The sequence below is a fragment of the Rhizobium sp. K102 genome (assembly GCF_022385315.1).
GTDB classification, from domain to species: Bacteria; Pseudomonadota; Alphaproteobacteria; order Rhizobiales; family Rhizobiaceae; genus Rhizobium; species Rhizobium croatiense.
This window is the reverse complement of the sequence record NZ_CP092438.1, coordinates 1-23,950: the sequence shown is the minus strand read 5'-3', so window position 1 is coordinate 23,950 and position 23,950 is coordinate 1. Positions and strand designations below refer to the sequence as shown.

At 60.9% G+C, this 23,950-nt stretch carries 22 protein-coding genes and 3 pseudogenes; 1 reads left to right on the top strand and 24 read right to left on the bottom strand.

The genetic code is table 11. The features are described 5' to 3' along the window. Nucleotides 1-6: 6 nt before the first annotated feature. From fba to oiaX, 16 genes and pseudogenes are all read right to left on the bottom strand, one after another. Nucleotides 7-1,071 carry a class II fructose-bisphosphate aldolase gene (fba, locus tag MHI61_RS30710; RefSeq protein WP_239793586.1) on the bottom strand — a complete coding sequence of 355 codons (1,065 nt, stop codon included), beginning with the start codon at nt 1,069-1,071 and terminating at the stop codon, nt 7-9. 306 nt (nt 1,072-1,377) lie between these two features. Further along, nucleotides 1,378-1,479: pseudogene (locus tag MHI61_RS30705) on the bottom strand (sugar phosphate isomerase/epimerase); the annotation flags it as partial. A gap of 45 nt (nt 1,480-1,524) precedes the next feature. Continuing rightward, nucleotides 1,525-1,734: pseudogene (locus MHI61_RS30700) on the bottom strand (carbohydrate ABC transporter substrate-binding protein); the annotation flags it as partial. A 70-nt stretch (nt 1,735-1,804) separates the two neighbouring features. Beyond that, complete coding sequence (gene dhaL / locus MHI61_RS30695) at nt 1,805-2,452, bottom strand: dihydroxyacetone kinase subunit DhaL (RefSeq protein ID WP_239793585.1); 648 nt, start codon at nt 2,450-2,452, stop codon at nt 1,805-1,807. Between the two features lie 2 nt (nt 2,453-2,454). Beyond that, nucleotides 2,455-3,459 (bottom strand): dihydroxyacetone kinase subunit DhaK, encoded by a 1,005-nt coding sequence (locus tag MHI61_RS30690; RefSeq protein ID WP_239793584.1) that lies wholly within the window; start codon nt 3,457-3,459, stop codon nt 2,455-2,457. A gap of 56 nt (nt 3,460-3,515) precedes the next feature. Continuing rightward, a pseudogene (locus MHI61_RS30685) lies at nt 3,516-5,362 on the bottom strand (hypothetical protein). Next, nucleotides 5,359-6,393 carry a Gfo/Idh/MocA family oxidoreductase gene (locus MHI61_RS30680; protein WP_239793583.1) on the bottom strand — a complete coding sequence of 345 codons (1,035 nt, stop codon included), beginning with the start codon at nt 6,391-6,393 and terminating at the stop codon, nt 5,359-5,361. Before MHI61_RS30680 ends, MHI61_RS30685 begins: the two are co-directional and overlap by 4 nt. A 1-nt stretch (nt 6,394) precedes the next feature. Continuing rightward, a complete protein-coding gene (locus tag MHI61_RS30675; protein WP_239793582.1) occupies nt 6,395-7,456 on the bottom strand; it encodes an ABC transporter permease in 1,062 nt (353 codons plus the stop codon). After that, entirely contained in the window at nt 7,453-9,003 is a 1,551-nt protein-coding gene (locus MHI61_RS30670; protein ID WP_239793581.1) for a sugar ABC transporter ATP-binding protein, read from the bottom strand. The genes MHI61_RS30675 and MHI61_RS30670 overlap by 4 nt, the downstream gene beginning before the upstream one ends. Then, nucleotides 9,000-9,644 (bottom strand): DUF2291 domain-containing protein, encoded by a 645-nt coding sequence (locus tag MHI61_RS30665; protein ID WP_239793580.1) that lies wholly within the window; start codon nt 9,642-9,644, stop codon nt 9,000-9,002. Before MHI61_RS30665 ends, MHI61_RS30670 begins: the two co-directional genes overlap by 4 nt. Nucleotides 9,645-9,717: 73 nt before the next feature. Next, a complete protein-coding gene (locus MHI61_RS30660; RefSeq protein WP_239793579.1) occupies nt 9,718-10,659 on the bottom strand; it encodes a D-ribose ABC transporter substrate-binding protein in 942 nt (313 codons plus the stop codon). Between the two features lie 98 nt (nt 10,660-10,757). Further along, the gene (locus tag MHI61_RS30655) at nt 10,758-11,585 is read right to left on the bottom strand and encodes a phosphogluconate dehydrogenase C-terminal domain-containing protein (protein ID WP_239793578.1); all 828 of its coding nucleotides are present in this window, start codon (nt 11,583-11,585) and stop codon (nt 10,758-10,760) included. Between the two features lie 80 nt (nt 11,586-11,665). Beyond that, nucleotides 11,666-12,112, bottom strand: coding sequence for an RpiB/LacA/LacB family sugar-phosphate isomerase (locus tag MHI61_RS30650; RefSeq protein WP_239793577.1), 447 nt, complete (start codon nt 12,110-12,112; stop codon nt 11,666-11,668). Beyond that, on the bottom strand, nt 12,109-12,912 hold the full coding sequence (locus MHI61_RS30645) for a triose-phosphate isomerase (RefSeq protein ID WP_239793576.1): 804 nt from the start codon (nt 12,910-12,912) through the stop codon (nt 12,109-12,111). The genes MHI61_RS30650 and MHI61_RS30645 overlap by 4 nt, the downstream gene beginning before the upstream one ends. Continuing rightward, nucleotides 12,912-14,246 (bottom strand): four-carbon acid sugar kinase family protein, encoded by a 1,335-nt coding sequence (locus tag MHI61_RS30640; RefSeq protein ID WP_239793575.1) that lies wholly within the window; start codon nt 14,244-14,246, stop codon nt 12,912-12,914. Before MHI61_RS30640 ends, MHI61_RS30645 begins: the two co-directional genes overlap by 1 nt. Before the next feature lie 5 nt (nt 14,247-14,251). Then, nucleotides 14,252-15,508, bottom strand: a complete 1,257-nt coding sequence (oiaX, locus tag MHI61_RS30635) for a 3-oxo-isoapionate-4-phosphate decarboxylase OiaX (protein WP_239793574.1) — start codon at nt 15,506-15,508, stop codon at nt 14,252-14,254. A 180-nt stretch (nt 15,509-15,688) separates the two neighbouring features. Here oiaX and MHI61_RS30630 point away from each other — a divergent pair, with 180 nt between their 5' ends. Then, the gene (locus MHI61_RS30630) at nt 15,689-16,393 is read left to right on the top strand and encodes a transcriptional regulator NanR (RefSeq protein ID WP_239793573.1); all 705 of its coding nucleotides are present in this window, start codon (nt 15,689-15,691) and stop codon (nt 16,391-16,393) included. A gap of 190 nt (nt 16,394-16,583) precedes the next feature. Here the strand turns inward: MHI61_RS30630 and MHI61_RS30625 are convergent, their stop codons facing one another. From MHI61_RS30625 to MHI61_RS30590, 8 genes are all read right to left on the bottom strand, one after another. Beyond that, entirely contained in the window at nt 16,584-16,817 is a 234-nt protein-coding gene (locus MHI61_RS30625; protein ID WP_239793733.1) for a LysR family transcriptional regulator, read from the bottom strand. Nucleotides 16,818-16,903: 86 nt separating this feature from the next. Then, the gene (locus MHI61_RS30620) at nt 16,904-17,695 is read right to left on the bottom strand and encodes an SDR family oxidoreductase (protein WP_239793572.1); all 792 of its coding nucleotides are present in this window, start codon (nt 17,693-17,695) and stop codon (nt 16,904-16,906) included. 271 nt (nt 17,696-17,966) lie between these two features. Further along, nucleotides 17,967-18,776: a sugar phosphate isomerase/epimerase family protein gene (locus MHI61_RS30615; protein WP_239793571.1), complete on the bottom strand. Its 810-nt coding sequence runs from the start codon at nt 18,774-18,776 to the stop codon at nt 17,967-17,969. A gap of 297 nt (nt 18,777-19,073) precedes the next feature. Further along, nucleotides 19,074-19,853, bottom strand: coding sequence for a 2-keto-4-pentenoate hydratase (locus MHI61_RS30610; RefSeq protein WP_239793570.1), 780 nt, complete (start codon nt 19,851-19,853; stop codon nt 19,074-19,076). A gap of 133 nt (nt 19,854-19,986) precedes the next feature. Continuing rightward, nucleotides 19,987-20,919, bottom strand: coding sequence for a dihydrodipicolinate synthase family protein (locus MHI61_RS30605; protein WP_239793569.1), 933 nt, complete (start codon nt 20,917-20,919; stop codon nt 19,987-19,989). A gap of 24 nt (nt 20,920-20,943) precedes the next feature. Continuing rightward, nucleotides 20,944-21,771 carry a shikimate dehydrogenase gene (locus tag MHI61_RS30600; RefSeq protein ID WP_239793568.1) on the bottom strand — a complete coding sequence of 276 codons (828 nt, stop codon included), beginning with the start codon at nt 21,769-21,771 and terminating at the stop codon, nt 20,944-20,946. Nucleotides 21,772-21,775: 4 nt separating this feature from the next. Next, entirely contained in the window at nt 21,776-22,579 is an 804-nt protein-coding gene (locus MHI61_RS30595; protein ID WP_239793567.1) for a sugar phosphate isomerase/epimerase family protein, read from the bottom strand. A gap of 141 nt (nt 22,580-22,720) precedes the next feature. Continuing rightward, complete coding sequence (locus tag MHI61_RS30590; protein WP_239793566.1) at nt 22,721-23,788, bottom strand: aldo/keto reductase; 1,068 nt, start codon at nt 23,786-23,788, stop codon at nt 22,721-22,723. Nucleotides 23,789-23,950 lie beyond the last annotated feature (162 nt).

Sequence of the window (23,950 nt, the reverse complement as noted above, 5' to 3'; positions counted from 1 at the left end):
AGCGTTTCAGGAGAAAGCCGGATCGAGGGAACCGGATTTATAACGCTTCGCCATTTCCGAAACGGGAAGGGGCGCGATGCGGCCGGCCATGCCGGCAGTGCCGAACTGTTCGAAGCGCTCCTTGCAGAGCTTGGTGAGCGCCGTCATTGCCGGCTTCAGATATTTGCGCGGGTCGAATTCGCTTGGGTCCTCCTGCAGCACGCGGCGGATCTGACCGGTCATCGCCATTCTGCCATCGGTGTCGATATTGACCTTACGCACGCCGTTCTTGATGCCGCGCTGGATTTCCTCGACCGGCACTCCCCATGTCGGCTTCATCTGACCGCCATACTTGTTGATGATCTCCTGCAGCTCGATCGGGACCGAGGACGAGCCATGCATGACGAGATGGGTGTTCGGAAGCTTGCGGTGAATTTCTTCGATGATGTTCATCGCCAGCACTGAACCGTCCGGCTTGCGAGTGAACTTGTAGGCGCCATGCGATGTGCCCATCGCGATGGCAAGTGCATCGACCTTGGTTTCGCGCACGAACTTCACAGCCTCGTCCGGATCGGTCAGCAGTTGGTCATGCGAAAGCTTGCCCTCGGCGCCGTGGCCGTCCTCCGCCTCGCCCATGCCGGTCTCCAGAGACCCGAGAACGCCGAGTTCGCCTTCTACCGAGATGCCGCCGAAATGCGCCATATCGGTCACCATCTTGGTGACACCGACATTATAGGCCCAGTCGGCGGGCGTCTTGGCGTCCGCCTTCAGCGAACCATCCATCATCACCGAGGTGAAGCCCGCCTGGATCGCCGTCATGCAGTTGGAGGGATCGTTGCCGTGATCGAGATGCACACAGACCGGAATATGCGGATAGATTTCTACGACAGCATCCATCATATGCTTGAGCATAATGTCATTGGCATAGGCGCGGGCTCCGCGCGACGCCTGCATGATAACCGGCGCATGACACGCGTCCGCGGCTTCCATGATGGCGAGCGCCTGCTCCATATTGTTGATGTTGAAAGCGGGAACGCCGTAGCCTTCCTCAGCAGCATGGTCGAGCAGTTGCCTCAGCGTAATGCGTGCCATCCAAGATTCCCCCATATTGATGGTCGATCGAAACGCCGCCACCTCTTCGAAACTAGAGCCCGGGCGTGAGCCGTTCAAGCATCTTATTTTAATAGGCAAATGGCATAGGAGGGGGAAGGCAGCAAGCAGCAATAACAATATCACAAACAGCGTGATATTTCTGAAGAGTTGTTTCGCGTGCACGAGCCGAATGAAAATCGGAGTGTGCTGAAGAGACAGCGCGCCATGCGCCTTGCCGGTGACGGCGAGAACTCTTCAGCCAGACACCCGAGCGGCCGCTGAATCCAGAATATCCGGTAAACCGGGTCAGATGAGACCGTATTTTTCAGTCTTATTGCCCAGGAACGGCAAGCCTTTGTCCATGGCCTCTTCCATATCGCGTGCAACGGGGCGCCAGACGGCCAGGCCCCTAGGCTAAATCGATGAAGAAGGTGGCGTTCCAGCGATGTGGGCTACGGCGCGCTGAACGATCTCGACATGCGTTCCCGGGTTCGCCGCTTCGAAATCCGTCGCCACCTTCTTCAGTGCGCCATTGGCAGCGTTGTTGTCGAAGTTGAGCGCCCAGAGCGTGATGTGCTCGGCAAGAACCGGCGTCGCGGCGAAAGACGCCATGGCGATTGCGACGATGGTCGCAGTCTTCAATTTCGCGAATAGGGTCAGCATTACCGTCTTCCTCTTGATAAGCCGGCTCCTTGTCGCAGATGATCATTTACATCTCACCTAGTATGATGAGCTAGCCATTATGAGGTTGCGCGAATTTCGCGATGGAGGCGATGATGATGGCCGCCGATGCAGCGCCGGGATCGATATGGCCGATCACCCGGTCTCCCAGTCGCGATGCCCGCCCCTTTGCCGCTGTCATGTCCCGGGTCGCGTCGCAGCCCTGGCGCGCGGCCTGCTCCGCCAGACCGAAGCATTGCTGAAGGGATGCTCCCGATGCCACGGCATCGAGCGCTGCATCGGCCGCAGGCTTCCAGGCATCGACCATGGTCTTTTCGCCGGGCTCCGCCTTGCCGCGATCCTGAATGCCTTCAGCCATCGCTGCAAAAGCGCGCACGAACTCCTCATCGCCGAGTTCCTGCCTATCCTTCACGGCGGCTCCGGCGCGCATGAAGGCTGTTGCATAGAGTGGGCCTGACGATGCACCGACCGCGTTCAGGAACGCCTTTGCCGCCGCATTGAAGGCGGCCGTCGGCGCAGCCTGCGCGGGATCGAGCGCAGCGACCGCCTTGACCGCGGCCTCACAGCCGGCATCCATGGCGAGGCCGTGATCGCCGTCGCCGATCGCGCCGTCCAGTTCGCACAGATGGTCGCGATTCGCCGCGATATCGGCGGCGATCAGGGCAAAGAGATGCTGCAGGTCTTTGGTCGTGATCGCCATCATCACCTCCTGAACATGGCGCAATTGCAGGGATGGTCGATCAGCCGTTGAAGCTCGTCGTCGAGATGCATGAGCGTGACTGAGGCGCCTGCCATTTCGAGCGAGGTGCAGTAATTGCCGACGAGCGAGGTGTGGATGACGAGCCCGGCCTCGTCGAGCCGCGCCTTGACGCGCCGCATCATGATGTAGAGTTCCATCATCGGCGTGGAGCCGAGCGAATTGACGAGGACGGCGACACGATCGCCCCGCTCGGCTTTCATCTCCCTGAGAAGATCGTCCATCAGCTCGTCGGTCACCGCATCGGCCGTCTTCAGCGGCCCGCGCGCCACGCCGGGCTCGCCGTGGATGCCCATGCCGATCTCCATCTCCTCCTCGCCGATCTGGAAGTTCGGTTTCAAGGTCTGGGGCAGCGAGCAGGGCGAGAGCGCCACGCCCATCGTATAGGTGCGCGCATTGGCATGGCGGGCGGCGCGCTCGGCCTCGTCGAAGGAATAGAGAAGATCGCAGGCAGCGCCGGTGGCCTTGAAGATGAAGACATTGCCCGCCACGCCGCGCCGCCTGTCCTTTTGATCGGCCGGGGCGGACGCGACATCGTCGGTGGTGAGCACGGTGCGCACCGCGATGTCGTCGAGCGCCAGCATTTCCGCCGCCATGTCGAAGTTCATCACGTCACCGGCATAATTGCCGTACATGAAGAGCACGCCGACGCCGCCGTCGACGGCCTTGGCGCAGGCTATGATCGGATCGGGCGGCGGCGAGGCGAAGACATTGCCGACCGCGGCGGCATCGGCGAGCCCCTTCCCGACATAGCCGAGGAAGGTCGGCTCGTGCCCGGAGCCGCCGCCGATCACCAGCCCGACCTTGCCCTTGCGCGGCCCGTCTCGGGCAATGATGGCCCGCGGCACGCCGTCCACGGCATAGAGGTGTTCGGGATGCGCCGCGAGAACGCCCTGCAGCATCTCATCGACGGCATCCGCGCCTGCATTGATAAGCTTCTTCGTCTTCACGCCGATCCTCCCCAGAACGAGCTCCGACTGCATAGATGCGGCGGGCGGGCCAGAGGTCAATCCGCCAGCGGCAAGGCGGCCGTCGCGAACGGCGCGAGCTGCACCTCTCCATCCAATGCGCTGCCACCGACCCTTCGCTCTTCGCCTGTGAGATTGACCATGTAGAGCTTGGCGCCTGCTGCATCCCGCGCCACGAAAGACAGTACTTCGGGGGGTGAGGACGAGACGCATTCCTGCCAGGAGGCGCCTGCGAGTGCCGACAAGGTCTGCACCGTGTTGAAGAGCGGCCGCCGCCCGCCTCGTTCGACGGGTTCATCAGCACCAGCGATCAGGCCGAAAGGACCGGTCAGCGCCGAAAGCGTCAGGCATTCGAGACCGGCATCCAGCACCCGGATCGCATAGCCGAGCGCGAAGGCTTCTGCGAAACGGCCGTTGTGGCGGGGGTCGCGGTTGGCCATCGGAATGCGTCCACCGGCGGGATTGTCCATCGTGCGGCTGCCATAGGGATTTTGCCGCATCGGGATCGTCGACGGGCCGATGCGATAAGGCTTATCGCCATAAATCGCACGGACGGAGCGGGTGATGAAGGGCAGGGCTTCCAATGTCTGCATGACGCTGAGATCGTCAGCCGCATGCACGATCGGATTGGTGCAATGGCTGACAAAATCGATCTCGCCCGCCGACACACGTTTGCGATTGAGCTCGGTGAAATAGCTCAGCATACCACCGCCGATGCGAATGCTAGGGAAGGCAGCGCGGGCCGCGGCATAGACCTCCTCGAGGGGAGGGCAGTCCGGCCATTGGCTGCCGGGGGCGTCGACTGTCGGTCGACGGAAGGCGAGATCAGGATCGCATCCGGCTTGAAACCCGCCTGCTGCATCTGGCGGGCTATCTCGGCCGCCTCGCTCGCCGGCGACGACTTGCAGGGAAGCGCGAGCTCCAGCGTCGAGCGGCCGCGGTGGACAGCGGCGATTGCGGCAAAATTCTCAAGCGCGTCGATGCCGTGTCCCGCATTTGGATCGAAATGGAAGAGAAGCTCGCGCGGCGTGATCTCCGATAGTAGAGACTTTGCCGAGAGCGTCGCATCGGCCTCCTCCGGCGTCACGATCAAACCGATATTAGGCATGGCGCCGGTCCGCGTACCCAGTTCGAGCCTGATCGCCGCGCCCGGCATCTGGGACGAGGAAGGTTTCTCGGTACGGCCGGTATCCCGGATGATCAGCGACGTCCTCTGCCGGACGGCTTCGCCGGCCGGGATCTGATAGGGCCATGGCAGGGCGAGCGGCCGGACGTAGCTCTTGTAGGAGGCGTCGGACCAGTTCCTCTGATCCTCCATTTCGAAGGTGTCGCCTTCCATCCGGCATTCCGCCGCAAACCCGGGGATGACGTCATGGGCGATGGCGCGCATTTCCTTGAACGGCTGCCAGGGCTCGATGAGATCGGGAAAACGCGTCGCCACGACGCGGCCGTCGACATGTTCGACCGTCGCCGGCGAACCGGCGACGCCGACGATCGGATGCAGGATGCAGAAGCCGCAGCGGTTGGTCTCGAAGCCGGTCTCGGTGACGGCTTCGGCCTCGAAGTCGAGCCGGTCCTGAGCTCCCGTAATATGGACGTCAATGATGAGCTTCGCTTCGCTAGGCCCTTCGCAACGGGACTGGTAGGTGACTTCGAAACGGTCGCCATCTTGCTCGATCTTGAGATCGGCAATCTCAGGGCTGTAGGTGCCCCAGTCCCGGTCGCGAACGAGATAGGAAACGGCCCGCAGGACCTCGATCCCGTCATAGCGGATCCTGCGGAGGTTGCCGTCGGCGAGATCGGCTGTCAGCTTTCCCGCCGTCAGGCGAACAAGCCGCTTCTCCTGTGCGCGGGTGCCGTAAAGCTGGAACGCATCCGTCGTCATCGCAGCATCGCCCCGACATCGATCGTCTGGCCGCGCGCAGCGCTGTCATAGGCCGCCTCGACGAGGGCGAAGGTCTTCAGATTGTCGGCGCCCGAGGTCGAGTGCTCCGCGCCGCGCCTGAGCTGGTCGACCCAATGCTGCTCTATCGCAAAGACGCTCTCCTGGATATTGTGCCAGGGCCGCGAGGCCCAAGACAGCAGTTTCGGCGAGACATCCATCCTGGTCGTGCCCCTGGCGTTGGTGATCTTAAGGCCGTAGCCCTGGCTGAGGCGGATCGTGCCTTCAGAGCCGTCGAGTTCGATCAGTGTCTCGGGGAAGGGCTCTTTCGAAAGCTTCGTGGCGTAGCTGACGTCGACGACTGAGGTCGCGCCGTTCTCATGGTCGAGCAGAATGGTCGCCACATCCTCGCCCCTGATCTTGGGATTGACCCGCTTCGTGCGGGCCGTCAGCGCGCTGACATCGCCGAGGATATAGCGGGCGATATCGAGCGTATGGATGCCGAGATCTTCGATGATGAAACGCTCGCCTTCGGCGAGATAGGGCTGGCCGGAAAAAACGTCATAACCCGAGCGGAAGGAGAAGCGGCCCCAGAAGGGCGTGCCGATGGCGCCGGCATTGAGCGCCTTCCGCACCGCCTGGATCGGCGTCTGCCAACGGAAATTCTCGTGCACCATCAAGGCCACGCCGGCAGCCCGGCAGGCCTCGACCATCGCCTTGGCATCCGCCAGCGTCATGGCGAATGGCTTCTGGCAGATGGCCGGCACCTTGTTTCGGGCGGCCATTTCCACCAGCGCACGGTGGCTCTGAACCGTCGTGGCGATATCGACGAAATCGAAGCCGCCATCGGCGAACATCGCTTCGGCATCGCTGTAGCGCCGCTCGATGCCGAACTGATCGCCGACGATCTTCAAACGCTCGGGATCGCGGTCGCAGATCGCGACGATGCCGGCGCCGTCGACATCGTTCCAGGCGTGCATCTGGTTGATCGCAAAGAAGCCGCAGCCGATCAACGCGCCTTTCAATCCGGTCATTTCAACCTGCCTTTGCCATCTGCATGAGGGTGACGCGCTGCTGCAGGCGGCGCTGCGCCTGATCGACGACCACGGCGATGATGATGACGAGGCCCTTGATGACCATCTGCCAGAAAGAGGAAACGCCCATCATAACCAGACCGTCGGAGAGAATGCCGATGACGAAGGCGCCGATGATCGTGCCGCCGATCGTGCCGCGACCACCCGACATCGAGGTGCCGCCGAGCACGGCTGCCGCGATCGCATTGAGTTCGAAGCTTTCGCCGGTCGCCGGATGCGCGGCCATCAGCTCCGAGGAGATGACGACGCCGACGATCGCCGCGCAAAGGCCGGAGAACATGTAGACGAAGATTTTCACGAAATCGACGCGGATGCCGGACATGCGCGCCGCCCGCTCATTGCCGCCGACGGCGAAGATGTGGCGGCCGATCGGTGTCGAACGGGCGACATAGGCGGCCGCGAGTGCCAGCACGATCAGGATCCAGATCGACACCGGCAGGCCGAGAACACGGCCCGCGCCGAAGAAGTCGAAACCGGTCGTGGCATATTCCGGCCGGCCGACAAGGTTCGGAAAGGTCTGTCCATCAGACGACAGCAGCGCCAGGCCGCGGGCGATGTAGAGCGTGCCGAGCGTGGCGATGAAGGGCGCGACGTTGAGCTTGGTGATCAGCAGGCCGTTGATGAGACCGATGACAAGGCCGATTGACAGCGTGATCAGCACGATCTCGAAGAGGTTGAAATAGATCGTGTAGCCGATCGGCAGTTCGATGCCGTAGAGGATCAGCCCGCCGGCAACCATGCCGCAGAGCCCGACGATCGAGCCGACCGAGAGGTCAATGCCACCGGTGATGATGACGAAGGTCATGCCCATCGCGAGGAACGCGTTCAGCGCCACATGCTTCGACATCAGGATCATGTTCGCCGTCGAGGTGAAGTTCGGCGCGAAGATCGCAAAGAAGATAATGACGGCGAAGAGCGCGATGAACGTCCTGAGCTTCATCAGCGTCAGAAGCGCAGAGCCGTTGGCGCCCTTCGGCGCAAGAGTTGAGGTAGCCGCCATCATGATGCGAGTTTCCCTTGATGTCCGTGTCCCTTGGCCGAGGCCGCGATAATGGCGTCTTCCGTCGCTTCGTCCCTGTCGAAGACGGCGACCAGTTGGCCATTGCTCAAGACCGCGATGCGGTCGGATAGCGCCATGACCTCTTCGAGGTCGGAGGTCGAAAACAAGATGGCGAGCCCGTTTGCCGCCAGCCGGCGCATGGTGCGGAAGACGTCGGCCTTGGCGCCGACATCGATGCCGCGGCTCGGCTCGTCCATCAGTAGCACCTTCGGATTGGTCATCAGCGCCTTACCGATGACCACCTTCTGCTGATTGCCGCCGGACATGGAGGTGACCTCGAAATCCGGGTTCGGCGCCTTGATGGACAGATCGCGGATCGCCTCCCGAATGGCGCTCTTTTCCGCGCCGCTGTCGATATGGAAGAGCCGGGTGAAGCGCGACAGGCTTGCGAGTGTCAGGTTGGAGGCGATGGAGAGCACCTGCACCAGCCCCTCGCGCTGCCGGTCTTCCGGGATCAGCGCCAGGCCGCGGCGGATGCGCCGCGTGGTGTCGCGGGCGCGTACCTCCTTGCAGTCGATGAAGATCTTGCCGCTCGAATGCGTGTGGCGCCCGATCACGCATTCGAAGAATTCGCTGCGCCCGGCGCCCATCAGGCCGTAGATGCCGAGGATCTCGCCCGCCTTGACCGACAGGGAGACGTCGTTGACCGCAAGCCCGCCGGTCGGCCGGGGCAGGCTGATGTTTTCGGCGCGGAAGACTTCCTTGCCGACCGAATGGGTGACGGATTTCGCGAAATCCTTGGCGTCCGAGCCGATCATCGAGCGCACGATCCAGCGCGTGTCGATATCGCGCACCATGGCATGGCCGGTGATCTGGCCGTCGCGCAGCACGGTGATGTAGTCACCGATCCGCATCAGCTCTTCCAGCCGGTGCGAGATATAGACGATCGCTACGCCCTGCGCCTTCAGCTCGGCGATCACCTTGAACAGGATCTCGACCTCGGCCGCCGACAGCGCCGAAGTCGGCTCGTCCATGATCAGGATGCGGGCATCGAGCGACATCGCCTTGGCGATCTCCACCAGCTGCTGCTGGCCGATCGGCAGGTCCTCGACCATCGTGTCCGCCTCGATGCCGGCATCGAGACGCCGCAGAAATTCATTGGCCTTTTCGACCTGTGCCTTGTGATCGATGCCGAGCAGGCCGCGGGTGATCTCGCGGCGCGCGAAGATGTTTTCGGCGACCGACATGTTGGCGAAGAGGTTGAGCTCCTGGAAGATCATGCCGATGCCGTTCGCCTGCGCGTCGGCCGGGCTGTCGAAGGCAACCGGCTTGCCGTCCAGGATGATGCGGCCGAGCGTCGGGCGCTCGACGCCGGCGATGATCTTCATCAGCGTCGATTTGCCGGCGCCGTTTTCGCCGACGAGAACATTCACCGCGCCGCGGCGCAGCTCCAGATTGGCGCGCTTGACGGCGACGATGCCGGAATAGACCTTCGACACGTCGTCGAGGCTGAGGATGATATCGTCCTGAATTGTCTCCGCCGCCGTCATGATCCCACCTTCAGTTCCGAAGGTGTGACGAGCGGCAGTTCGCCGCTCCTCGGCAGCGGGAAGGCGCCGATCACAGTTACCGTCTTGCCCGTGAGGCCGTCGCGCGGAACAGCGGAGAGGAAGGCGGCATTGGCTTTCTCGTTGAATGCCTTGCCGAACTGCGCCCATTCGATCTGGTTCTTGAACTCGTTGAAATTGACGAAATCGAGCGTGTCGCGAAGCGCTGTGCCGCGCAACGCCGGCCCGATCTGCACCTTCGCATCGGCCTTTCCGTCGCCGTCGCCGTCGACATCGAGGGTCGCCGCGCGCGAGGCCGTGTCGGCCGCGACGACCGTGCCGGTTATCTTCACCGCATAGGTCCAGGGCGAGCTGCTCTGCTTGCGCGGATTGCCGTATTTTTCGCCCGCAGCATCCGGGCTCGTGGAAACGAGCTGCATGACGTCCCTCAGCTCGCCGGCGCGCTTTTCGAAATAGGGCACGACCTGAGGCTGCCAGATCGCCTCGACCTTGGCATTCGGATCGAAAGCGGTCTTGGCCGCTGCCGCCGCCTTCTCCTCCGCGGTCGGCGTCTTGATAATCTTGCAACCGGGCAAGGCCGCCGCCACGACGGCAGCGAACAAAGCGCCCTTCATTCTCAACATGCGGGTGAACCTCGGCGTCTTGCGAAATCAATTGCAGGGGGCGCGGGTCGCGCCCCCTGCAAATCGCGGCGGATCAGTTCGTCAGGGCGAAGGTTTCGAGCTTGCCGGCATTGTCGGCATTGATGAGAACGCAGTCCATCAGCTGTTTCTCTTCCTTCGGCGTCGTCTTGTTCTTGATGTAGGCGTCGGCCTGCTCCACGGCGAGCTGCGCCTGCGCATAGGCGGGCTGCAGTACGGTCGCCTTGATGCCGCCCGACTTGATGGAGTTGCGCACATCGTTGGAGCCGTCGAAACCGACGACGATCACATCCTTGCGGCCGGCGGCCTGCAGCGCTGCGATCGCGCCCATCGCCATCGTGTCATTGCCCGAGATGACGCCCTTGATATCGGGATTGGCCTGAAGGATGGTTTCCATCTTCGAATAGGCTTCCGTCTGGCTCCAGTTGGCCGACTGCTTGGCGACCGACTTCAATTCGGGATAATCGTCGATGACGTCGTGATAGCCCTGCGAGCGGATGCCGGCATTGGTATCGGACTCCTTGCCGACCAGCTCGACATAATTGCCCTTCTCGCCCATCAGCTTGACGAATTCCTGCGCGCCGAGCTGCGCGCCCTGATAGTTGTTCGAGACGATCTGGGCGACGGCGACGCCGGTTGCATTGATCTCGCGGTCGATCAGGAAGGACGGGATGCCGGCATCCTTGGCCTTCTTGACGGCGGCGACGGAAGCGTCCGCGCCCGCATTGTCGAGGATGATCGCCCTGGCGCCGCGCCCGATCGCCGTATCGATCATCTCCGATTGCTTGTTGGCGTCGTCGTCATGGGTCATGACGAGCGTCTCGTAGCCGAGCTCCTTCGCCTTGGCTTCGGCGCCGACGGCTTCGGCCTTGAAGAACGGGTTGTCGTGCGCCGGGGTGATGATGGCGATGAGATCGGCCGCGAAAGCCGGCATGGCCGTGCCGAGCGCCAGCGCGCTGGCAAAGGCTGCGAGTGTCAGTCTGCGTGTCAGTTTCATACTTTCCTCCCTGTTGTGAATGACGCTCCGTCTCCCCGGAGCGGTGCCCCGTCTCCGGAGCGGTTTGCGGGGGAGGATTTGCCTCCCCCGGGGCCGGTTCAGGTGATGCGCCGGATGCTTTCGGCGATCTCCTGCGGTTCGAAGACTTTCTTCCAGTCGTCGCGCATCAGCGCCGGGATGCCGAACTCGATCGCCTTGTTGCAGGCATCCGAGAAGACACCGTCGACCTCCTTGAAGATGACTGCGCCGAGCACATTCATATGGCCGAGCAGGAAATCGCGGGCGGCTTCCGCCGGCACGCCGCGGGCAACGCATTCGTCCATCGCCTGGCGCATGATGACGAGCAGCGAGGCGCAGACGGTTTCGGAAAGGCCGGGCTCGAGCATGGCGAGCTGATCGACCGTAACCCGGTGCGAACGCATGACCGGCGCCCAGATGACCTTGGCGATTTCCTCGCCGAGCGCATAGGCGCTGTCGGGACCCTGCATCAGCGCCGAGACGATGTGCTGCTTGGCGAAGAGGCCGCCGAAATGATCCTTCTTGGCCTCCATGTCCGTCTCGTCGTTGAAGATCGGCGGATGGCAGGGATGGGTGACGAAATAGGTGAGGTCGTCGCGCTTCGGCAAATGGCCTGCGAAGGGCGCCGCTGCATCGAGCGCCACCACCATGGTGCCGGGCGCGAGCTTGTCGACGATGCCGGCCGCGACCTTGCCGATCGCCGTATCCGGCACGGCGAGGATGACGACGTCGGCGCCGTCCAGCGCGGCATCGACAGGCACGCAATCAAGGCCGAGATCGTTCCTCAGGCGGGCCTTGCCGGCATCGCTCACCTCGACATGGCGCACTTCGAAGCGCGAGCCTTTGAGATTTTTGGCAAGCCGGTATCCCATTTTGCCGCCGGCGCCGAAGAGAGCAATCTTGGTCATGGTTTTCCTCACCTTTTCAGTTCTGGATAGGATCATATACTGGTATGATGAGTCAATCACCATATCATTAGTCGGGCGTTTTAGCCCTGATGTTTTTCCGCATCGAGCCGGTCGATGGCCTGCACGTTGCCGGCCGATGGGCCTTGGGGGTCGAATTCGGAGGCGAGCCACACGTCGACGATCGATTTCGCCAGTTCCGGCCCGATGACGCGCGCGCCCATGGTGATGATCTGGGCGTTGTTGGATTTCGCCGCGCGTTCGGCCGAATAGGTGTCGTGGGTCAGGGCTGCGCGGATGCCCGGCACCTTGTTGGCGGAGATGCACACGCCGATGCCGGTGCCGCAGAACAGGATGCCGCGCTCATGCTCGCCGTCGACGATCGTTTGCGCCAGCCGCTGGGAGAGATCGGCATAGAAGCCGGACTGGCTGAGATCGTGCACTTCGAGATCCGCCTTGCCGGCGAGATGGGCGGCAATGACATCCAGGAGCGGTTTGCCGGCGCTGTCGGCGCCAATTGCGATCTTCATGGCAGTTTCCTTTCGCTCGCCATCTGGCGTGGAGATGAGCGGTCGATCGCCGCGCTGACGCGGGCGAGAATGTCGAGATAGCCTTCGACGGACCAGGCGGAGCGGCCGATGAACAGGCCGTCGATATCAGGCTCGCCGATCAGTTCCTCGCAATTGCCGGGATTGACGCTGCCGCCGTAAAGGACCGGCACCGGGCGGCCGAGAATGGATTTCGCCACCTCGGCGATCTTGCCGTGCCGCTCAGAGGCGTAATCGGCCGTCGCTGGAATACCGTTGACGCCGATCGCCCAGACCGGCTCGTAGGCAAGCAGGATCGGAGCCTCGCCGGCCTCGGTGTCGACGCCCCTTAGGGCGGCCTCGACCTGCCGCCGCAGCACGGCGTCGGCTCGGCCTTCGTTGCGCTCCTGCAGGGTCTCGCCGATGCAGACCAGCGGCGTCAGGCCGTGGCGGATCGCGGCGGCAACCTTGAGGCCGACGGTCTCGTCGGTCTCGCCGAAATGTTCGCGCCGTTCGGAATGGCCGAGCTCGACGAGATCGAGCCGGCAATCCTTCAGCATGAGGGGCGAAACTTCGCCGGTCCAGGCGCCGGCATCCTCCCAATGCATGTTCTGGGCGCCGACCTTCACCGATGTTTCGGAAAGCACGCGCTTGACCTCGCGCAGCGAGGTGAAGGAGGGGATGACGAAGCGCTGCACGCGCATATCGCGCTCGCCATCCGCATCGGCGAGGCGGCGCGCGAAGGCGAGCGCTTCGTCAAGCGTCTTGTTCATCTTGAAGCTGGTGCCGACCCAGACGACCATCAGTTCTTCCTTCCGTCACGGATCTGCGCGAAATAGCCGTCCGTGCCGACCTGCCCGCCCTTCAATGCGATGTGCAGACCGTTGGTCGGCTGATAAACGCCATGTGCAAGGCAGAGCGGCGAGCCCGGCGTCTGGGGCAGCGGCAGCAGCGTCGTCAGCGCATCGATCTTCAATTGCCGCAGCGCGTGGCTCGACGTGTCGCCGCCGGCGACGACCGCGCGCGACAGCCCTTCCGCCTCGATCAGCCGGCGCAGGATCGTGCCGAGCGCACTGCCGAGCCGATGCCGGGCGCCCGGAAGCCTGTCGATATCGGCGCCGCGGTCGGCCGATGGGCCGAGCGCCGTGGAGAGGATCACGCTCCTGCCTTCCTTCAGCTTCTGGACACCGGCCTGCACCGCTGCATCCACCGCAGCTTCGCCATCCGAGACCAGTGCGAGCGGATCGAGCGCAATGCTTTCGAAGCCGTTTTCGACGGCGGTGCGGATCTGGCGCTCGGTCGTCGGCGAGACGCTGCCGGAGACGACCGCGAGGCGATCGACCGCGCCGATATCGGGAAATTCAGCGCTGTCCTGACCGATCACGCCGGCCTGCCGCCAGACGCTGAGCAGGGCGTATTCGACGCCCGAGGAGCCGGCGACGAAGCTTCCCGAGCGGTTGGTGACACGCAGCATCTGCCGGCCGGCCGCCGCCTGCGTCGCCTCGGAATCGACATCGAGGAGCAGAATGCCTTCCGGATGCGACGTCAGCTCGTCGATCCGCCGGTCGGCATCGGCCACGGCGATCGCCACGAGATCGGCAAGCAGCACGGGCAGGGAAGTCTGCTTCGACAGGTGCAGCGCGAGATCCGCCTCAGCCATCGGCGTGACGGGATGGCGGCTCATCACGGGATGGCGGTCGATGCGGAAGACGCGGCCCCGATAGGCGGCGAAGAGATTGCCGAAAGCGGTATAGCGCTTCAATTGCGGCGCGCCGACGATGACGGGCACGATGGATTGCCCGAAAGTCGCGCAGCCGATCTCAATCGCCTTGCCGATATTGCCGATGCCGGGGCTGGAATCGAAGGTCGAGCAGACCTTGTAATGGCAGATCGAAGCGCCGAGCGATTTCAGCCAGTCGAAGGCCGGCGCAAGGTGCTCCTCCATCCATGCCGGCGTCTCGCTGCGGCTCGTTCCGGCAATGCCGATGGCGCGGCAATGGCTGAAACGGGCAAGCAGCTCCGGCCTGGGAATGTCGAGGAAGAGCACGGTTTCGACGCCGTTCGAGGCCAAAGCCTCCATGACATCGGTGGAGCCGGTGAAATCATCCCCATAATAGCTGACGAGAGGTCCATCCATCGCCGTCACGCGCCCTTGCCGTCGCTGAATTTCGCAATCGAGGCGGCGAGCTCCGGATGGTCCTTGGCGTAGACCTCCAGCGGAATGCCGGCGACCGCCGCCTGCCAGGCCTGCTGCACGGCGCGCACCCCGGCCGCAGGCCCCCCGGGATGGCTGACGATGCCGCCGCCGCAGAGATAGAGAAGATCGACGGTGCGGCCGGTGCGCAGGTAGGTCTCCGGCGCCTGCCCGCCCCACTGGCCGGAGCCCGCGACCGGAAGCGGGCAATCGGCGGTATCGAACAGCGGCGTGCTGACGGCCTTGAAGGAGGAGACGAAGCTGTCGTCCGGCTCCCAATATTTGACCCTGATGCCGTTGATCTGGAACTGGTCGACGCCGAGCAGCCGCCAGAACTGCTGATAGACCTTGAAATCCATGCCGGCGCCCGGATCGCGCGTCAGCACGTCCCAGCCATTGCGATGCGCATGCAGCACCAGGCTGGAGCGCTTACGCAGGAAGCTCATGCCGCCGAAGCCGATCGAGTTGATATTGACGACGGCGCAATTGCCGCCGGCCGCCGCGACGATATCGTGGTTGCGCATCATCTCGTCGGGATCGGCATGCGAGATGCCGAAGGCATACATGACCTTCTTGCCGGTCTTCTGCTCGTGATCGAGAATGCGCGGCATGATCGCGGCGACGCGCTCCTTGAGCGGCGAGTAGGCCGGGCTCATCAGCTTCTCGTCGTCCTTGATGAAGTCGACGCCCGACTCGATCAGTTCGCCGACGAGCGCCGCCGTCTCATGCGGCCGCAGCCCCAGCGCCGGCTTGACGATGGTGCCGATGATCGGTCGGCCTTCAACGCTGGTGAGGCGACGGCTGCCCGGTATGCCGAACTGCGGCCCGGGATGGGCATTCTTGAAAGCTTCGGGCAGCTTCATGTCGACGATGCGGATGCCGGTCATGCCCTTGATCGAATAGACGCCGCCGATCGCGATGGTCATGAGCGCTGAAAGATCGGTGCCGATCGCCTCCAGCGGGAAGGCAATGTCGACATCGGCGCGGTGAAGCAGCGTGCCGGGCGCTGCCTCGGGCCAGGTCGGATGGCGCGCATTCTCGAGCGGGCGGATCGCAAAAACCCGGGCGGCGACGCGTGATTTCAGCTCCTCGGTCTCGCCCGGAACCGGCACGAAGGTTCCGGTCGACTGGTCACTGGCGATCTTCTCAGCCATCGCCTCGACGCTGCCGGCCGTTTCGATGCGGTAGGTCAGGGTAATCATCATGAACGGACGGCTCCTCCTCTCGGCCAACGCAGATTGTCATGGCGCCAACTTGTGATCTGGTATAATGAGTATTCCAACTGATGAAAAGCGGAATCTTCGGCGGCGCAAATTTTCAGGCGCGAGCTTTGTTCTCGGCGCGGAAAACTGTTAGGAGGAAGCATTTTGAGCCAGCGAGATCTCATGACCCAGCCCATCGAACAAATCGTCCGCCGGAAACTCTCCGACGAAGTGTTTGATCGACTCGAGCGGATGATCACCTCGGGCGAGCTTCAGCCCGGCGATGAGATGCCCTCCGAGCGGGTGCTGATGGAGCGCTTCGGCGTCGGCCGGCCGGCGATCCGCGAGGCCATGCAATCGCTCGCCAACAAGGGTCTCGTCAGCATCTCGCACGGCGAGCGCGCGAAGGTGCTGCGGCTCACGGCAAAATCGATCTTCCGCCAGGTCGATCTCACCGCCAAGATCATGCTGTCGCAATCGGCCGACTCGCTCGAGCACCTGAAAAGCGCCCGCATCTTCTTCGAGCGCGGCATGGCCCGCGAGGCCGCACAGCGGGCTTCGGCAAATGATATAAAAGACCTCAGGGCAATCATCGAGCGCCAGCGCGACTCACTCGGCCGGGCCGAAGAATTCATAGATGCCGATATGGAGTTCCACACCCGCATCGCCCAGATCTCCGGCAATCCGATCTACATCGCCGTCAGCGAAGCCATGCTTGCCTGGCTGAAGGAATATCATACCGAAATGCTGATCTGGACCGGCAAGGAAAAGTTCACGCTCGCCGAACATGATGAGATAGTCGATCGCCTCGAAGCTAATGACGTCGACGGCGCCGAAATGGCAATCCTGAAACATCTCGAGCGGTCGCGCGCGCTCTATGCCAAGTGAAACCTAAAAACAAAAGTCGCATCGAGAAAAACTACGAAGGCGGCCCGGAACGCCGCAGTTCCATAAATAGGCGATCCCACATGATTGAGATTGTCGGTTCAGATAAATTCAAGAGCAACTAAAAAGAAACGAGAGGGGCGAAGGCGGCTCAAAAAGCGCAATGGCATTTGTCATTCATCTGCATACCATCTCACCGAAAAGTGCAGATAGCTATGGCTGCAAATGTGCGCGCTGTCGAGCACTCCGTCCGCGTAAGCGAGCTTTTCGTAGTCAACTGAATGCTGCCATTGAGCCGATCAAAAAGCTTGACCCCCAGCTCCTCTTCCAGACCGGATATCCGGAGCGAAATGGCAGGCTGGGTGATGTGAAGCCGATTGGCCGCGCGACCGAAACTGCCTGACGCGATGGAAACGAACGTTTCCATTTGCCTGAAATCCATCGCCGCCCTCATTTACAAAACTTATGGGATACAGGCGGCATGACATCCGCCGTGCTGGATCGACATGCCGATTACGGGGCTGAGCTTGGACGCCCTGGGATGTGACTTAGAATAGATTTGGAGAAGCCGCCATCGACGCAGAGGTCTTGACCGGTAATGTAACTCGCAAGTGGGCTTATCAGGAACTCAATCGCATTAGCAATGTCTCTTGGATCGCCGATCCTCGAAAGTGGGATTAGATCCTCTCGTGCCCGCTTGATCGCTGGATCGGCGTACATCTTTGCAGACATTGGAGTGTGCGTCATTCCTGGAGAGACTATATTTGAGCGGATGCCATCGGGCGCCCATTCTAGAGCGAGGGTTTTCGCAAGCATAGTTAGCGCCGCTTTGGTTGGACTGTATGCACCTGATCCCGCATGGGGGACTTGTCCCGACATTGACGATGTGAAGCATGCTGCGCCTCGGCTCTGTTTCAAATGCGGGTAGCAGTACTTGGCCAGAAGCCATGCCCCGCGAAGGTTGACAGCGAACATCTTGTCCCAATCGGCAACCGTCAGATCACAGATGTTTCCGGGACTCGCCACGCCGGCATTGGCAACGAGAGCATCTAGACCACCGAATTCCGATACCGCCGTCTTTACGAGCCTTGGGGCCACATCAACATCGGCCAGGTCTCCGGATAGCTCAATAGCATCGCCTCCCAAGGCGCGCACCGAACGCGCGACATCCTGTTGCCCTTCGGATGAACCAAGGCCACAGACGGCGATCTTTGCTCGCTCGCCTCTTGATGCTGCGGCTTCGGCGATCCGGATGCAAACCGCAGCGCCAATTCCGCGACTTCCTCCACTGACTAAGACTCTCATAGACGCTTCTCCGATTGAACAATTCAACATTATGGAAACCGATTCCAATTCGCAACCTAATTCTAGACATACATCGAGTTCTGCAATTTCAGCCCACATGCTGAGCGAGATGTTGCCGTAACCAGGTGAATGTCCTTCATTGTCACACCAGGTGCGGGTAGATCCCCACTGGTATCCAGCTCTTTTAGGTGGATTACCGCATTAAGCTCATTCCAGCCACCGAAGTTCCCGAAGATTCGCGCGCATGGAGAGTGATCGCGCTAGGGATTCATCAATCAATCCCCCAGCCCCTTTTCTTGAGCTCCTGCAGTCCTTTGTTAATTTCCAACAGCGGTTCTTCTTCGCGAATAATCTCGAGAACGACGCGATCGATGCTGAAAACTGAATCGACGGCGCGCCCCAAACCCTCAAAATCTACGACCCCCGTGCCGATAGGATCGTGCCCCCACACGTCCGTTCCCGTATCCGAGATATGGACGAGACCTATGTGCGAGTGATGTGATAGAAGACTGGCTACGGGATCCTCGCCGATAAAGGCCGCGTTTGCGACGTCATAGACGATGCTCAAGTTGTCGCTCTTGATTTCGTCAACAACGCCCACGAGTTCACCGATCGTCGGTCTGAAACAATATGGGGTATTCTCCATGAGTAGCCGCACGCTGGCCTGCTTCGCAACCGGCAGAAGCACGTCGAGACTTTCATATAACCACCCAAGAGCTTGAGGAACCGTAGGGGAAATCATTGGACGACGTGTCCCTGGAGAGATCACGACGTCCGTCACTCCCCAATCGACTGCAAGCTGGATAACATCTCTAATATGGTCCGAGCTTTTGCGCCTCATGTTTGCGGCCGGGCTGGCGAGGTTGATGTCGTATCCGCCAGCGTTCAGCGACCTGACGGTCGCGCCATGATCGTCGAGCTGCTTCTTCGCATCAGATCGCAATCTTGCGGACATCTCGTCCGGCCAGCAGTGAGGGGAACTTACGGGAACCTCAAATACCTTAAAGCCATGTCTGGTAAGCTCAGCCATCGCCTCCACCGCAATGGAGTTCCAAAGATAGGAAAAAGTGTTGATGATCATTGATGTCTCCCTGTCGCTTGGTGCGAATTCGAAGCTGTGTTGACCGTGGCTTCGGCATTATCCGTGGACAGCCACAACCCAGGTTTGGTTGATAGAAAGTGTTCGCCGCACGTAGACCCTCGATCGTGATCCACGCGCCATAGCTGTGCTCTGCCGATGCGCTCAGGCATGAGCTTCATGTCAGAGCTTGGAAAACCCGAAGAAAGACCGCGTGGGCAATCGGGAAGGGGGTACCGGCTCGTATGCGACAAGGCTTTCACAGTGGAGACGGCATTCAGCTGCATTGCTTCAGCCTCCTTATCTCGCGGCTTCACTAAGCTCGAAATTCAGCACAGCATGCTCGCCGAACTTGATGGACACGTCGCCCGGACCGGAAACCTCGATTGCACCGCAGAGGCTCCCCGTCGTGATGATCGAGCCTGCTCTGAGCACTGTTGCAGCCCTCGATCGATTGTTTGCGTAGTCGCAGAGCCAGGTGAGCGGATCTTTCGTCGGGTGGTGTCCGGCAGCGTCGAAGGCGGCTCGGCCGTTGAGCCGAACTTTGAGAGGAGTGTTCGTGCCGGGCTGAAGGACTGTTAAGGGCAGGGCTGGCCCTCGTACGTACCCCATGTTTCCTAGGCGATCTGCTAGGAAGGCGGGGAAGGAAATGGTGCCGCCTTCCGAAATGCCGCTCCAAACCATTTCAGCGCCAAGGTAGGCGTTGGAAATCGCGGCCTCGATGTCGGCGCGCTCATAGGTTCTATCCGTGCGAACAGGCAGATCCTGGCAAAGCTCAACGGTAATTTCCACCTCGATTTTCATGCCCCTTCGCCAGGCGATTTCCACATCGGGAGGATTAGCCACATAGGGATGAAGCGGAGCGGCGACGGGGTCGCCGCCGGGCGATTTGGCTACTTTCCAGGCGTTGACGTCTGCTCCTTCAAGCTTCGTCAACTGACTCTGTACGTCGATCGCATCCTCAAGCGCTACGGGCACTGCTACGAGCTTGACTGTGAGTACCTGGCTTCCGTCATGACGGAGGCTGTATAGCTGTTGAGCCAATGCAATTACGTCAGGGGTGGCTAGCATAGAAGTCATGTCTGCCTCTTGGTCATTTCAACGGCGTCGCCTGAACGATGAAGGCATCCGGTTCGTCCCGCCATCAGTGCCTTGGACGACGGCGCGCTGGGCGGAAGATCGTGGTAAGAGCAAAACCGACGGCCACCGCTTGTTAGGATGCCTGATTGATCCGCTCGCGAAACGTCTCCGTCCCCTGCTGAATATGGTCCAGAAGATCCATGACTGCCCAGTGCCGCTCGGCGATGTCATAATCCGTTACACGAGAATGGATGCTGTCAAAGGTGCCAAGGCGCTTGTGCCAAACCTTGGCCAGACCAGGATAGCCCATCGGTTCAGCCATCGCTGCGAGCGCCAGGAAGATTTCAAGTTCGCGGCGCAGATCGCTGTCTTCCGAAGCGTGCTTGTAAAGCCAAGCGTAGAGGTCGGGGTGGATATTGGTGAAGACGCCAGAGAAGCCTTTCGAACCAGCGCGAATAGCGGCTGCGGCGATGGCTGCATTGGCGTTAACAATCGCAAAGCCGGAATCGCCGGAGAGCGCGACGCGTCGTTTAACGGTTTCAAGATCACAGGAGACATCCTTCAGCGTTACGAAGCGACCGGTATCGCGGCACAGCTTGAACTCGTCGTCGCTCAAGAGGCGGCGATAGGGAGCCGGGCATTCGTACAGACCGAGGGCCAGGTCGCTGGGGAGCCAGCTCAAGATGGCGTCGAGGCTGGAGCGAAGTGCTTCGGTTCCTGCATTCCTTGTGTCGAGCCTGTTGCTGACCAGGACCAGCGCATCGATCCCTGTTCCGGCCATCGCCACCAGTTCGGCGCGCTGGTCATCGCGACTGTCGCTAATGTTTCCTGACGAAATGACCCGGACACGCCCGGCAGCCAGCGAGACAACTCTCTTGGAAAGCTCAACTCGCTCTTCCAGCGATAGCTTCTGCATCTCGCTCGATTGACAGACGGCAAACAGGGTGTCGGCGCCGTTGGCGATATACCATTCAACCAGCCGCTCAAGACCCTCCCAATCGATCCGGTTATCCGGTGTGAACGGGGTAAGCATGACGGGGACGATACCCTGGGCTTGGATCTTCATGATGAGTTCTCTCTTTCCTGATTGTCAAAGCGCGGTTCCTGCTGGCAGACGCGCCGCAAAACCCGCCATCAGGCGGATCTGCGCCAGCAGCATGTCATTGCCGTCAGACACCGTTGCACCGGCTGCCTTGGCGGCGCGCAATAGGGCCGTTTCGCCGCTTAAGCTGGCGATATCGGCGATGAGCATGTCGGGCCTTATGGCGGAAGCCGGCATAGGGAATTTGCTGTCTCCCTTGACGCCGATCGGCGATGCATTGACGACGATATCGTAGTCCCACCCTGCCGATCCATCGACCGCAACTGCGCATTTTTCACCCCGGAAGGTGTTGACCATAGCCGCGGTGAAGGCGACTGCTTCAGCAGAAAGGTCCATAAGATCGATCTTCGCAGCGCCTTCTTCAGCGAGGGCAAACGCGATAGTGCGACCAGCTCCACCCGCTCCGACAATCAGCACGCGGGCGCCGCGCAGTCGTGACTTTGCCTTGCCAAGACCGTTAACAAAGCCCACACCATCAAAAAGCGCGCCGTGCATCTGGCCGTCCTCGCCGCGCTGCGCGCAGTTGACGGCACCGACTGCCTTTGCTGTCGGCGTGAGGGTTGAACACCTCTTGGCCGCTGCGACCTTATGAGGGATCGTGGTGCTGATACCGCAGAGGTTAGGAATGGCAGAGAAAATATCCCACACTGCCGGGAAACGTTCGGCGGTTATCAGGAATGGCACTGCGTAAATGTTAACGTTCGCGGCGGCAAAGATCGGGTTGATCAGCCGCGGCGTTTGGACCTGGTGGATTGGATCGCCAAACACAGCGTAGACACGTGAGTTGCCGTCGAGGTTAGGAATACTCGCTCGCATAAGTTCACTCCTCGCTGAACAGGCTACGGCAGCGATCGATCGCGATATCCATCACCTCAGCCGGGTCGCGAGACCACCAGTCGGTGGAGAAGATTTCGACCTCAACTGCTCCCTTGTATCCGGCACTTCGGACCATCGAGTAGATGCCGCGCAGATCTATGATCCCATCTCCCATCATGCCTCGATCGGTCAGGAGATGCCGTGTTGGAATCAGCCAGTCATTGACGTGAAAACCAAGAAGCCAGCCTGCGTCGCCCGCTCGTTGGATCTCGGCTGGCAGGCGCTCGTCCCACCAGCAATGATAGACATCGACGACCACTCCGATGCCCGGGCCTAGTGCTTCGCACAGAGAGTTTGCATGAGACAAACTGGAGATGACGCTGCGGTCGCCGGTGACCATAGGATGAAGTGGCTCAATGGCCAGCTTCACTCCAATTTTTCGTGCGCTGTCGAGGACTTTGCCAATTGAATCCTCGATTCTTCGTCTTGCTGAACCCAAGTCCTTTTCATTGTCTCGCAAGCCTCCGGTAAATAGGAAGACATGATCAGCCTCAAATCTGGCGGCCCGCTCGAGCTCTGCTTCGGCCTGGTCAAGGGAACCCGCTGACAACGGCCCAACACGATTGTATCCAGAGACCGTCATTCCGAGATCGTGCAAAACAGAGAGGGCGTCATTTTCCCCGATCTTGGCAATTTCGTCTCCCCATACGGAAACGGTCTGCAGTCCTCGCTCCGCGCTCAGTCGAAGAAAGGTCAACATATCTGCTCTCTCTCGCACAGTGGCGTGGTTGAAAACAATGTCGGTCATCGGCCCTCTTAGTCTTTAAAAATCAACGGTTCTTCGACCGTGGCTTGGTCGGAGACGCGGTGTCAGGATTGCGCGTCGGTCAATTGGCAAGCGGACGAATTTTTTAACTGACACCCAAGCCCCGTCGTATTTGCCGTTTACTCAGACAGCCTTCCCTGCATAACGGCGAACTTCTGGCGCGAGCCACGGCGAAACGTAGCCGCGGTCGGCCTCTTCGATGAGCGATCCCGGCGGAACAAGCTCGTCGATCCGGTCAAGCGTCGCGGACTGGAGAACTGTCTCAAATCCCGCTTCCATGCTCTTGAACTGCTCGAGCGTGCGAGGTCCGAGGATCACAGACGTCACAGCGGCGTGCGCGAGTGGGAATGCCTGAGCCATGTGCATGAGGGACAAACCTGCCTCCGTCGCAACGCGCTCAAGTTCTGGAAGCAGTTCCAGTTTGCGCCTATTGCCCTCGCGCTGCATGTCGAAGCGGGTTTGCAAGATGGGATAGTGTTGTCCCCACTGCCCTTTGACGCGCTCGGCCCTTGATCCTGGCGGCGGTGAGCCATCGGTCTTGTACTTGCCAGTTAACCAGCCGCCGTTCAGCGGGCTCCAGGCGGTAAAACCCATACGGTAATGTTGAACGGCGGGAAGGGTCTCCCTCTCCACAGCCCGTTGAAAAATCGAGTAGGGCGAGCTTTCATTGATGAATCGCGCCGTCTTGTTCAATCGGCTTACGGATTGGGTTTCTGCCAGGTACCAGCTCGGCAATGTCGAACAGCCGATATACCGAACCTTGCCCTGGGCCACGAGATCGTCGAGAGCACCGAGTGTTTCATCAAGATCGGTCTGAAGGTCGGGCCGATGCATTTGGTAAAGATCGATGTGATCGGTGTTCAGTCTTCGCAAACTGTTCTCGACCTGTTTCATAATCCAGTAGCGCGACGCGCCTTGTTCGTTGCGCCCTTCACCGGCTGCCAAACGAAACTTGGTCGCAAGCACCACTTTGTCTCGACGGCCTGCAATCGCTTTGCCGACGATCTCCTCGGATTCACCATGGGAGTAAGTGTCAGCAGTGTCGATAAAGTTGATGCCGCGATCGAGTGCATTGTGCAGGATGTCTATGCACTCTTTCTCGTCAGTATTCCCATCCGATCCGTAGCTCATCGTGCCGAGCATGTACTCGCTGACCTGAACTCCGGTTCTTCCAAGATTGCGATATCTCATGGCGGATGCCCTTCATCAGTTTGAATGTGGCGCATTGGCCCATGGTTCGCGCGCACGATCTGAGATCGCATGGCACAGCACCACCCGTCGGCCTTGAGCGAGGAATTGAGGCCGCCCAAACCAATAATTTTTTGTCGACGCTATTCCGATGACGTCTGTCGA